Annotated in this window: 6 protein-coding genes; 5 read left to right on the forward strand and 1 reads right to left on the reverse strand. The window is 61.0% G+C overall.

The features are described 5' to 3' along the window. Window positions 1–190: 190 nt before the first annotated feature. Genes brxC through I7S92_RS23265 form a run of 5 tightly spaced genes read left to right on the forward strand, consistent with a single transcriptional unit; the run spans window position 191 to window position 11500 of the window. Complete coding sequence (gene brxC, locus I7S92_RS21030) at window positions 191–3100, forward strand: BREX system P-loop protein BrxC (RefSeq protein ID WP_435532924.1); 2910 nt, start codon at window positions 191–193, stop codon at window positions 3098–3100. After that, entirely contained in the window at window positions 3100–6612 is a 3513-nt protein-coding gene (pglX, locus tag I7S92_RS21035; RefSeq protein ID WP_197647473.1) for a BREX-1 system adenine-specific DNA-methyltransferase PglX, read from the forward strand. Before brxC ends, pglX begins: the two co-directional genes overlap by 1 nt. Next, window positions 6605–9106 carry a BREX-1 system phosphatase PglZ type A gene (pglZ, locus tag I7S92_RS21040; RefSeq protein ID WP_197647474.1) on the forward strand — a complete coding sequence of 834 codons (2502 nt, stop codon included), beginning with the start codon at window positions 6605–6607 and terminating at the stop codon, window positions 9104–9106. The genes pglX and pglZ overlap by 8 nt, the downstream gene beginning before the upstream one ends. 11 nt (window positions 9107–9117) lie before the next feature. Next, window positions 9118–11229, forward strand: a complete 2112-nt coding sequence (brxL, locus tag I7S92_RS21045; protein WP_197647475.1) for a BREX system Lon protease-like protein BrxL — start codon at window positions 9118–9120, stop codon at window positions 11227–11229. 25 nt (window positions 11230–11254) lie between these two features. After that, window positions 11255–11500, forward strand: coding sequence for a hypothetical protein (locus I7S92_RS23265; RefSeq protein WP_242070332.1), 246 nt, complete (start codon window positions 11255–11257; stop codon window positions 11498–11500). Window positions 11501–11649: 149 nt separating this feature from the next. On the opposite strand, the gene I7S92_RS21055 is transcribed toward I7S92_RS23265, so the two are convergent. Continuing rightward, on the reverse strand, window positions 11650–12102 hold the full coding sequence (locus I7S92_RS21055; protein ID WP_197647476.1) for a hypothetical protein: 453 nt from the start codon (window positions 12100–12102) through the stop codon (window positions 11650–11652). Between the last annotated feature and the right edge of the window lie 101 nt (window positions 12103–12203).

Here is a 12203-nt window from a genome sequence, read left to right on the forward strand (position 1 = left end):
TTCGGAAAGAATGGCTTCAGGCGCTCCATTTGCGCCTCGGACAGCCAGTAGAGGTTGCTCATCGGTCAGGTCTCCTTGCGAGGCCTGAATCACGCGAACCGCCCGAAATCAATGGGTCTGGAGCCTAGATCTCTCCGGGAAGCCTTGGGAGACGCGCGGCCGCGAAGAGGCGCTGCTGGAGGGGCGCAACATCGCTGCGGCATTCGCGCGGGCAACCGGCACAGATCCGGCCGATGCCAAGGATATTCTCTCACAGTACCGAAAAGATACGCGGGTCTCTATTGAGGATTTCGCAAACACGGTAAAGGCATGGATCGATCGGCAAGTGCCCAACTTCCGGCTGAATTTCTTCGTCGACGAGGTCGGCCAGTACATTGCCGACAACGTCAAGCTGATGACGAACCTCCAGACCATCGCTGAAAGCCTGAACACGAAGTGCAAGGGACAGGCATGGATCATCGTGACGGCGCAGCAGGCCATCACTGAGGTCGTGGGCGATATGACGGCCCGGCAGGAGAACGACTTCTCAAAGATCCAAGCTCGCTTTGCCATCCGCATGCCCCTGAACTCGGCGGATGTGGCAGAGGTCATTCAACGACGCCTGCTGTCCAAGACAGACTCAGCACAGATCATGCTGGGCAACCTGCACGACAAGGAAGAGAACAATCTCAAGACCTTGTTCGACTTCGCCGACGGCTCGATCCGGCTGAAAAACTACCGCGACCGCGAACATTTCGTGGCGAGCTATCCGTTCCCGCCCTATCAGTACACGCTCTTCCAAATGGCGATCACGTCGCTCTCCCAGCACAATGCTTTCGAGGGCAAGCACAGCTCCGTGGGCGAACGCTCGATGCTGGGCGTCTTCCAGGAGGTGGCTAAAACCCTTGCCGATCGTCCCGTCGGGGGTCTTGCTACCTTCGACTTGATGTTCGAGGGGATCCGCACCGCGTTGAAGTCCTCCGTTCAACAGTCCGTCCAGATCGCAGAGCGGAACCTCGACGATCCCTTCGCAGTTCGTGTCCTGAAGGCGCTGTTCCTTGTCAAATATGTCAAGGAGTTCAAACCGACTGTCCGCAATATCAGCGTTCTTTTGCTGTCTGAGTTCGAGGCCGACCAAGCGGGACAACGTCGCAAGATCGAGGATGCTTTGGCGCGTCTCGAGCGCGAGACCTACATCCAGCGCAATGGCGAGGTCTATGAGTTCCTGACCAATGAAGAGAAGGATGTCGAGGCTGAGATCAAGGCGCTGGATGTCGATCCGACCGAGATCAGCAAGGAGCTCGAAACCCTAGCCTTCGACACAATCCTACGGCACCGCAAGATCAAGCACCTGACCACGGGCTTTGAGTATTCCTTCAGCCGGAAACTCGACGACCATCTGCTGGGTCGGGAATACGAGCTCTCGATCAACATCATCAGCCCGTTCAATGACGATGCTGCTGCTCCAGATGCCGTGCGCATGCGCAACATGGGGCGCGAGGAGTTGGCGATCGTGCTGCAGCCGGATGTCCGGTTCATTCGGGACCTGACCTTGTTCCGGCAGACTGATAAGTTCATCCGACAGTCGCGCAGCGGGTCCCCGCAGCCCGGCCGCGACCGGATCATCTTGGAAAAGGGCGAGCAGAACAGCCGTCGTGCCAAGGATCTGGAGCTTCGGCTGAGGAAACTCATGGCGGCGGCACGGCTCTTCGTCCGCGGCGATGAGTTGGACATCGGCGGAGACGATCCTCAGGACCGCGTCGTCAAGGCGTTCCAGGCGCTTGTCGACAAGGTCTACGTGAACCTGCCGATGCTGAGGGGCGTGAACTACGTCGAGGCAGACATCGCCAAGGCCGCCAGCCCGACGTCCACCCTGTTTGGTGAAGCCGGTACCGGCCTGACGGAAGCCGAACAGGATGTGCTGAACCACATTCAGAGCCAGGCCCGCAACGGCGTGAAGGTCTCGGCCAAGTATCTGACCGAACGCTTCGGGGCGAAGCCCTACGGCTGGCCGACGGTCGCCACGCTGTGCCTAACCGCCAGCCTTTCCGGCAAAGGCAAGTGCGAGACCCGGTCGGACGGCACGCCGCTGGAAGGCGCCGAACTGGCCCGGGCGCTGAACAACAGCCATACGCTGGGCAATATCCTTCTGACCCCGCAGCTGGAGTTCACCTCCTCCCAGATCCGCGCGGCGAAGGACCTCTACAAGGAACTGTTCGGGCTGCCTGCCGACGGCTCCGATGCGCGGGTTCTCGGCGGTGAATGGGCGGAGAGCATCCGCAAGCTGGCGGACGAACTGAGCCGGCTCGTCACCGAGCGGTACAAGTACCCGTTCGTCGCGGCGCTGGAGCCGTTGCGGGATCAGGTCGTCGCCATGGTGGGCAAACCTGCCGCCTGGTACATCACCGAACCGGTCAATCAGGAAGATGCGCTCCTGAACGCCAAGGAGGACATCCTCGACAAGATCCGCAGCTTCATGGGCGGGGCCCAGCGCGAGATCTACGACGACGTCCGCGACTTCCTGCAGGCGCAGGAGGCCAACATCGGCTACGTCGATGCCGCCGCCGGGGAAAAGCTGCGCGCGGCTCTCAGCGATCCCGACTGCTACAAGGGCACCGCGATCCAGGCGCTGAAATCCGACCTCTACGCCCTGAAGGACAAGGTCGAACTCGATGTCCTGAAGGAACGCAAGGCGGTCATCGCGGCGGTCGACGAATGCGCCGACAAGGTCGCGCAGACGGCCGAGTTCCAGGCCCTCACCCCCGAACAGCAGGACAAGATCTGCCGCAGCGTGGCCTCGCACAAGGCGGGGCTCGACGCGGTGACGATGATCCCGATCCTTCGCGACCGGGCCAACGGCGCGCGGTCCAGCCTGATGCAGCAGATGCTGGCGGACATCGCGCGGATGACGCAGCCCCCGGCGCCGACTCCTGCCGATCCCGGCATGAAGGAACGGCCCGCTCCGGCGCCGCGCCCGCCCTCCTACGTCAACGCCGCGGACATCAAGGTGGCCTACCCGCGCCCCTACCTGGCCGAGGAGGCCGATGTCGACCAATACGTCAATGAACTGCGCAAGACCCTGATGGCCGAGATCGCCGCAGGGAAGAAGGTGATCGTCTGATGGATACCAACGCCCTCAAGAAATTCGCGCAATCCGCGCGCAATCTTCTGATCGATCAGGTCACCGCCAAGCTTGCCGTTGTCGTCGACCCGGCCTCATCCGCCCGGCGCGAGAACCCCGCGGCGATGAAAAGCCTCGACGCCGCCATCGCGCAGATCGGCAAGCAGCAGGTCATCGAACAGGTCGCCTACACCTGGTTCAACCGCTTCACCGCGCTCCGCTTCATGGACGTGAACGGCTACACCAACCCCCGGGTCGTCTCGCCCGAGGGCGACGCTACGCGGCCCGAGATCCTGGCCGAGGCGATGGCCGGCAACCTGCCCGAGGGCGCGCCCGCCACCATTGCCGCGCTGCTCGACGGCCGCAGCCCTAGCCGCGACCCGCAGGGCGAGGCCTATCGCGTGCTGCTCGTCCATGCTTGCAACGCCTGGCACAAGCCCATGCCCTTCCTGTTCGAGAAGGTGGGCGACTACACCGAACTGCTGATGCCCGAGGATCTGCTCTCGCAGACCTCGATCCTCGCCCGCCTGCGCGACGCCATGCCCGAGGACGATTGCAAGGATGTCGAGATCATCGGCTGGCTCTACCAGTTCTACATCTCGGAGAAGAAGGATCAGGTCTTCGCGGGGCTGAAGAAGAACGTCAAGATCACGGCCGAGAACATCCCGGCCGCCACGCAGCTCTTCACCCCGCACTGGATCGTGCGCTACCTGGTCGAGAACTCGCTTGGGCGGCTGTGGCTGCTGAACCGGCCGGGTTCAAAACTGGCTGAGCGGATGGACTACTATATCGCGCCGGAAGAGCCCGAGACGGATTTCCTTAAGATCGGCAAGCCCGAGGAGATCAAGGTCTGCGATCCGGCCTGCGGATCGGGGCACATGCTGACCTATGCCTTCGACCTGCTCTACGCGATCTATGAGGAAGAAGGGTACGAGGCCGACAAGATCCCGGCGCTGATCCTGGCGAACAACCTGACCGGGGTGGAGATTGACGACCGCGCGGGCGCGCTGGCAGCCTTTGCGCTGGCGATGAAGGCGGCGGCCCGGCTGGGGCGTCGGCGGTTCCTGCGGATGGAGGCCAAGCCCGACATCGTCGTGCTGCAGAACGTGAGTTTCACGCCGGCCGAGATGCAGGACGTGGCCGCCGTGGTCGGGCGCGACCTGTTCACGGATGAGTTGCGCGAGACGCTGCTGCAGTTCGAGCAGGCCAAGAACTTCGGCTCGCTGATCGTGCCGAAGCTGCGCGATCCGGCAGAGACGCTGCGGGTGGTCGAGGCGCGGGATTTTGGCGGCGACCTGCTGCTGAAAGAGGTGCAAGAGCGTGTCGTGACCGTGCTGCGCATGGCCGAGGCGCTGTCGCCGAAGTATCACGTGGTGGTGGCTAACCCGCCTTATGCCGGCGGCAAAGGTCTGAATAAGGTGCTGGCAGCGTGGCTCTACGGGAGTTATCGCGGATACAACTCCGATCTGTTTGCCGCGTTCATCAAGAGAATATCGGGAATTGTGCTCCGCGGAGGCGCTTCTGGCTTGATGACGCCGTTTACTTGGATGTTCATCAGTTCTTATGAAGACATTCGAAAACTACTAACTGAGAAGAATCACATCACGAGCCTAGTCCGGCCCGAATATCACGCCTTCTTTGATTCTGCATATGTTCCCATTTGCGCGTTCACCGTCCAGCATTCAAAGGCACCGGACAAGCAGGGTGTTTTTATTGACCTGAATGATTTCGTGGGGGCCGACGTTCAATCAAAGTATTTCCTTGAGGCGATCCGCGACAAATCGGTTGCTTGGCGCCACCAAGGCTCCTCGACGGACTTCCACAAGGTTCCAGGATCACCGATAGCTTACTGGCTCTCATCGCGCGCGCTTGACGTATTCGAGATTAACGACCCGCTTTCCGCTTTTGCCGAGCCGCGGCAAGGGCTTATCACAGGCGACAATGATCGCTTCCTACGACAGTGGTTCGAAACCGAAAAAGACCGCGCTTGCTTCGGAGCAAGTTCTCGATCTGAGGCCAAGAATTCCAAGAAACGCTGGTTCCCACACCATAAAGGAGGCTCATTTAGGAAATGGTTCGGCAATCATGAGTTCGTTGTTGATTGGGAAAACGACGGGGTGCGGATCCGAAACTTCTTCGATGACAACGGGAAGCTTCGATCAAGGCCGCAAAACCTAGAGTACTATTTTCGCCCGGCGGCGACATGGACATCGCTCACCGTTGGATCCTTCAACGCGCGGATTTGCCGAGGTGGCTTCGTTTATGACGCAAAGGGGCCCATGGCCAAGCCGATTGAGGACAAAGATCTCGGCCTCCTGACTGCGCTGCTGAACTCTTCAAGCTCAAACTTCTTCCTTAAATTGCTCGCGCCCACGATGGACTATAATCAGGGGCCAGTGGGACGCTTGCCTTGGGCAAAAATCACGGCAGCACATCGCACAGCGATAGAAAACAACACCTCTTCGCTTGTCCAGTATGCTCAGTCTGACTGGGACGCCTACGAAACCTCTTGGGATTTCACCACGCTCCCCCTGCTCTCGCCCGATCACCGGGCCGGAACGCTGGAGACCACCTATGCCCGCCTGCGCGCCCACTGGCAGGGCATGACGGACGAGATGCAGAGGCTGGAGGAAGAGAACAACCGCATCTTCATTGATGCTTATGGTCTGCAAGACGAGCTTACCCACGAGGTGCCGATCGAGGAAATCACCCTCACCTGCAACCCCGCCTATCGCTATGGCGTGAAGGGCTCCGATGATGTCCGCGAAACCCGCCTGCGCGCCGACACCATGGCCGAGTTCCTGTCCTACGCCGTGGGCTGCATGTTCGGCCGCTACAGCCTCGACGCGCCGGGCCTAATCCTCGCCAACCAGGGCGAGCGGCTTTCTGATTACCTGTCCCGCGTGCCGGAGCCGAGCTTCCTGCCCGACGAGGACAACGTCATCCCCGTGCTGGATGCCGACTGGTTCCCCGACGACATCGTGGAGCGTTTCCGCAAGTTCCTGCGCGAGAACTTCGGCGATGCGCATTTCCGCGAGAACCTCGCCTTCATCGAGGCGCAGATCGGCGACATCCGGAAGTACTTCACCAAGGGGTTCTACGACGATCACGTGAAGCGCTACAGGAAACGCCCGATCTACTGGATGTTCTCCAGCCCCAGGGGCACATTCCAGGCGCTGATCTACATGCACCGCTACCGGCCCGACACCATCTCGGTCCTGCTGAACGATTACCTGCGCGAGTTCATCCGCAAGCTGGAAGCCGAGCGCGCGCGGCTGGAGAAGCTCTCCGACGATCCTGCCGCCACCCAGACCCAGCGCACCCGCGCGCTGAAGGACGTGGCCACGGTCATCAAGCAGATCGCCGAGCTGGAGGAATGGGAGCGCGAGGTCATCTTCCCGCTGGCGCAGGCGAAGATCGAGATCGACCTGGATGACGGGGTGAAGCGGAACTATCCGAAGTTCGGCGCAGCGCTGAAGCCGATCAAGGGGCTGGAGGAGGCGGATGACTGACCGCATCGCCGCCAGCCTGCGGCCTTTGTTCGAGGATCACCGGATCGTCTTCTGGTATGACGCCGACTGCGACATGCGGGCGGAGTTCGACGCAGTCGATCTGCCCGGCGTGATCAAGCTGGAAATCGCGAACAACGAGTTCGGGCTGAAGTACCGGATCCTGCGGCAGGAGCCCAAGGGCCGGTTCCTGCTGTTCAAGGACGGGCCCGAGCCCGAGATGGTGGACAACTGGCTCTTGGACCTGCAGCTGGCCTCTGCCGTGTTCAAAGCCGACCAGGCGGCGATCTGGCTAGCCGAGCTGGGCCTGCCGCTGCAGTTCGAGAACGTGGTGCGCGCGCACATCGAGTTCTTCCGCGCCAAGACCCGCGTCGAGGCGCTGAGGCGGCTGATGCAGGCGTCCGACACCCAGACCCAGATGCGCCTGCGGATGCTGGCCGTTTGCGCAGGCGCCGAGGGCGGGCTGGACACGTTGATCGAGGCGCTGCTGGGCGAGCTGGCGGCGGGCAAGGACGACGCCCTGCGGCTGATCGAGCGCTCGGGGCTGAACGATTTCTTCTGGAAGCAGGTCAGCCAAGCCTATGGTTATAAGCCCGAAGAGCCCGATTTCGAGGACTTCGCCATCGCGCTGTTCCAGTCGGCCTATGCCCGCGCCCTCGGAGAGGACGGGGCGTTGAACGCCGAGGCGCTGCTGGTCTTCCGCCGGTGGAAGAACAATCGCCATTGGTCGGAGGCCTTCGAGACCCTGTCGGCCCGGTATCAGGACCTGCTGAAGATCCCCTCTGATCTGGAAAGGCGCGACTTCCGCACCTTGGTGGCTGTCGATCATTTCGAGGAGATCGACCGGCAGATCATCCGCGAGATCGTCCGCTCCATGGCCGCGCAGTCAGTCAGCGCGCCGGAAGTGCTGAACTGGGTGCGCGAGCGGCGGCAGAGCCATTGGTATCCGACCTACGCGGATATCTATCAGGCCATCGGTTACGCCACCGAGTTCCAGCAGGCGCTCGCAGAGGCGAACCTCGGGATGACCAGCCCCGCAGAGGGCGTGCAACGCTATGTGACCAGCTGGTTTCGGCTCGATCAGCTCTACCGCAAGTTCATCTACCACATGCAGAAAAGCGGTCAGGCCTCGCTGCTGGCCGACCTCTATTGGTCTGTCGAGAACCGCTACACAAACAGCTTCGTCCTGGCCCTGAACGATGCTTGGCAGGATCAGATCTCTGCCCTCAGCGAGTGGAAGATCCCCGGCTTCGCATCGCAAGCTGGCTTCTATCAGGAGCAGGCCGCCGAGTACCGGCGCAAGGACCAGAAGGTCGCCGTGATCATTTCGGACGCGCTCCGCTTCGAGGTGGGCGAGGAATGCCTACGCCGGATCCGCGCTCTGGATCGCTTCGACGCCGAGCTGAAGCCCATGATCAGTTCGCTGCCCAGCTACACCCAGCTCGGCATGGCAGCGCTCCTCCCGCACAGCGCCCTCGCCCTGGCTGAGGACGGGAGCGGCGATGTCATCTCGGACGGGGAGAACACCAAGGGTCTTGCAGCGCGCGAGAAGCTACTCGCCGCGGGGCGCAAGGGTGATAGCGCCAAGGCGCTGAAATCCGAAGACGTGATGAACATGCGCACCGAGGATGGGAAGGCGCTCTTCCGCGACCACCACATCGTCTACGTCTACCACAACCGCATCGACGCCATCGGCGACAAGCTGCAAACAGAAGACAAGCTGCCCGAGGCGGCCGAGGATGCCATTGAAGATCTGACAAAACTTGTCCGCAAGCTGACTTCGGCCAACTTCTCGAACATTCTCATCACAGCAGACCACGGATTCCTTTTTCAGCATCGCTCTCTCGACGAGAGTGATTTCGCCATCGCTGACCCGCAGGGCGCCGAGATCCTCTTTCGCAACCGGCGTTTTGTTATTGGGCGCGGCCTCGCGCCCACACCAGGCATGAAGCACTTTGGTGCAGCTGGACTGGGCCTTTCTGGCGGCCTGGATGTCTTGATCCCGAATTCGATCAACCGCATGCGCGTGAAGGGAGCCGGCAGCCGTTTCGTTCATGGGGGCGCCAGCTTGCAGGAAGTGGTCATTCCGGTCATCCGGGTCGGCAAGCAGCGCGAGACGGATGTGGGCCAGGTCGACGTGCAGATCTTCGTCTCGGGCCGCAGCCTGATCTCCTCGGGCCAGACAGCGGTTACGCTCTATCAGACCCAGCCCGTCTCGGAGAAGATGCGGCCTCGGGAACTTCTGGCGGGCATATACGCGACCGACGGCACACTGATCTCGGACGAATACACGCTGCTATTCGATTTCCGATCCGAAAACGCCCGCGAACGGGAAATGCCGCGCAAGTTCCTTCTTTCGCGCGAAGCCGATCGCTTCAACAATCAGGATGTCATCCTGAAGCTGCGTGAACGGGTCGGAAAGACAAGCCATTACGAAGATTATGCCACCCACCGCTTCCAGCTGCGGCGTGGCATGACAACCGACTTTGATTTCTGAGGAGCCTGCGGATGAGTGACCTCGACGCCAAGATCAACGAGCATTTCGCGGGCTTTGTGGTCCGAAAGGACCTGGTGAAGGCGGTCAAGGGCAACGCGATCGTGCCGACCTATGTGTTGGAATATCTGCTCGGCCAGTACTGCGCCACCGATGACGAGGCCTCGATTCAGACCGGCATTGAGACCGTGAAGGAGATCCTGCATCGGCACTATGTGCACCGGAACGAAGCAGGTCTGATCCGGTCGAACATCCGGGAGAAGGGGCGCGGGAAGGTGATCGACAAGGTCTCGGTCGCGCTGAACGAGAAAACAGACGCCTATGAGGCCAGTTTTGCCAACCTTGGGATCAAGAAGGTCCTGGTGGACAGCGACACGGTCAAGAAGAACCAGAAGATGCTCGTTTCCGGGGTCTGGTCGATCGCAGACCTCGAGTATGACCATAAAGAGGAGGCGAACTCGGTCCCTTGGGTTCTAGCGGGACTGAAGCCGATCCAGATGTCGAGCTTCGACTTCGACGCGTACCTAGCCGGGCGGGCGAAGTTCACGACGGAGGAGTGGATCGACCTCCTGATCCAGACAATCGGATTCAACCCGGACGCGTTCGGCCGGCGCAGCAAGCTCCTCCAGCTGCTACGGCTGATCCCCTATGTGGAGAGGAACTACAACCTGATCGAGCTTGGTCCAAAAGGGACCGGCAAGTCGCATATCTTCTCCGAGTTCTCCCCGCACGGGATCCTGATCTCCGGGGGCGAGGTGACCGTCCCGAAGCTGTTCGTGAGCAACGCGAGCGGGAAGATCGGGCTCGTTGGCTACTGGGACACGATTGCCTTCGACGAGTTCGCCGGTAGGCAGAAGAAGGTCGACAAGGCGCTTGTCGACATCATGAAGAACTACCTGGCGAACAAGTCCTTCTCGCGTGGGGTCGAGACGCTCGGGGCGGAAGCGTCGATGGCGTTCATCGGGAACACCAAGCACTCCGTCGCGTACATGCTCAAGCACACCGACCTGTTCGAGGAACTACCCGAGAAGTATTACGATAGCGCCTTCATCGACCGGCTCCACGCTTACCTGCCAGGCTGGGAGATCGACGTGATCCGGGGAGAGATGTTCGCGACCGGCTACGGTTTCATCGTAGACTACCTCGCGGAAGTGCTTCGCCACCTACGCGGGCAGGATCGGTCCTTGGACTACAGGGACTTGTTCACATTGGACGCTTCCATCTCGACCCGAGACCGGGACGGGGTGCAGAAGACCTTCTCCGGCCTAATGAAGCTCCTCTTCCCGGACGGGGGCGCGACCCCGGAGGAAATCCGGGAGCTGCTGACCCTCGCGATAGAAGGGCGGAAACGCGTCAAGGACCAGTTGATGCGGATCGATAGCACCTACCCGGAGGTCGAGTTCAGCTTCACCGACAAGACGGGTCGAGTGACGAAGGTACAGACTCTCGAGGAGCGGGAGCACCCGCGCTGGTATCACCGCCGGAGCGTCGAGGAGATGGGCGGCGCGGTGATCGAGCCGGACCCGACTCACCCAAGTTCTGGCGCGCCTGCCTCTACGCCGGTCCGGGATTTCCTGGAGGGCCGCAACCCGCCCTCCTCGGCAGAGCCGGACGTCCCGCGCGGACCCGCGCCCGGTCACGTCACCTTCGCGGAGAATCAGAAGGGGATCAGCTTCGACGCGCTTCTGGGACCATGGCTTGACGGGGCGGCGGAGATCACCCTTACGGACCCCTACATCCGGGTCTATCATCAGATGCGCAATCTTATGGAACTTCTCGAGGTCGTAGCGCTGCGCAAGCCGGACGGAGAGGACGTCCAGTTCCGGCTCATCACCACTCCAGACCCGGACGACCTCGAGCGCCAGACAGGCTATCTCGAGCAGATCCGGGACGGGATTTCCCCACTTGGCGTGGAGTTCACCTGGGCCTTTGATGCAACGAGCACGATCCACGCCCGGCATCTCGTGACGAACACTGGCTGGAAGATTCTGCTCGACCGGGGACTCGACGTGTTCCAGCGGGCGGACTTGAACAACGGGTTCAGCCCGGCCAACAGGCATCAGCGATACAGGCAAGTGAAGGCTTTTGAGGTGACCTACCTGCAAGAAGGAGCGGCAACTCGTTGATAATGTTTTCTTCTACACCGCTTGCATGAAGCCCCGCTCGATCAACATCTTCCTCCTCGACGGCGATCCGAACGGCATCCGGGTGGCCCAGATCATGATGTCGACGATCCAGGCCATCGCTTTCCGTCGCAACAAGCTGGGTGACGTATGCAAGACATTCCACGTATGGACGCTTGCTTTGGCAGACGGAAACCATTGCACCGTGCTACCGGCCTTCGTGGACCTGATTGGACCACCTCGCGCGCGATTGGGGCCGATTATTCTACCCTGAGCATCTACTTGCAGGAAGCGCAAGACCATTGCGTAAATCCGAAGCACGCCAAACTCTCGCGCACTCACAGTCGGCTCTAGCAGCCGCCCTACTGGCCTCTTCGCGCTGTTCCGAATGGCGTGGGGCCAGGTTGGCCCCACATCTTGAGCTTATTGATCCTCAGAAGATCGCGAGGGGAGCAGTTCGTCAGGGACGTCAACGATCATAGGCGCCCCCAATTCCACGTTGACGTAGATGACCTCGTCGTCATCGGCGGACTCGAACTTGACCCATTGCTCAGCGATCCTCTCCAGGTGGTAGTAGAGCGTCGCGGTTCCGCAGGCGATCATCGTGTTTTCCAGCGCGCCCAGAATGGGAACCCGATCTTCGGCCTTGGGGAAGGCGAGCATCACTTCCCTTTGCCACCAGACCTTCGCAGGCCTGCTCCAAAGCCATTGGTCGGTGTAGATTCCCTCCAGGGGGATATCACCGTCTTCAAGCATCACATTCTCCTTCGAGTGACCACGCAACGGAAAGCGCCCGAAGGCGGCTATATGCGTTTCAAATGTGCGAAGGGTGAGCTTGTGCGGGGGCGACGACTCCATCCGGTAAAGGAATTTCAATCTATTGAGATCATCTCGATCTGTCAACTTCCGCAGGGGTTCTCTGCTTTCTGCTCCGGCGCCTCACTGGTACTTGCGGCAATGGGTCGACAATTGTTCAG

The sequence above is a fragment of the Tabrizicola soli genome (genome assembly GCF_015999335.1).
Classification (GTDB): Bacteria; Pseudomonadota; Alphaproteobacteria; order Rhodobacterales; family Rhodobacteraceae; genus Tabrizicola; species Tabrizicola soli.

Excerpts from the sequence above, each read along its gene's own strand:
- pglX (WP_197647473.1), top strand. The coding sequence starts at position 3,100 with ATGGATACCAACGCCCTCAAGAAATTCGCGCAATCCGCGCGCAATCTT.
- I7S92_RS23265 (WP_242070332.1), top strand. The coding sequence starts at position 11,255 with ATGAAGCCCCGCTCGATCAACATCTTCCTCCTCGACGGCGATCCGAAC.
- brxL (WP_197647475.1), top strand. The coding sequence starts at position 9,118 with ATGAGTGACCTCGACGCCAAGATCAACGAGCATTTCGCGGGCTTTGTG.
- pglZ (WP_197647474.1), top strand. The coding sequence starts at position 6,605 with ATGACTGACCGCATCGCCGCCAGCCTGCGGCCTTTGTTCGAGGATCAC.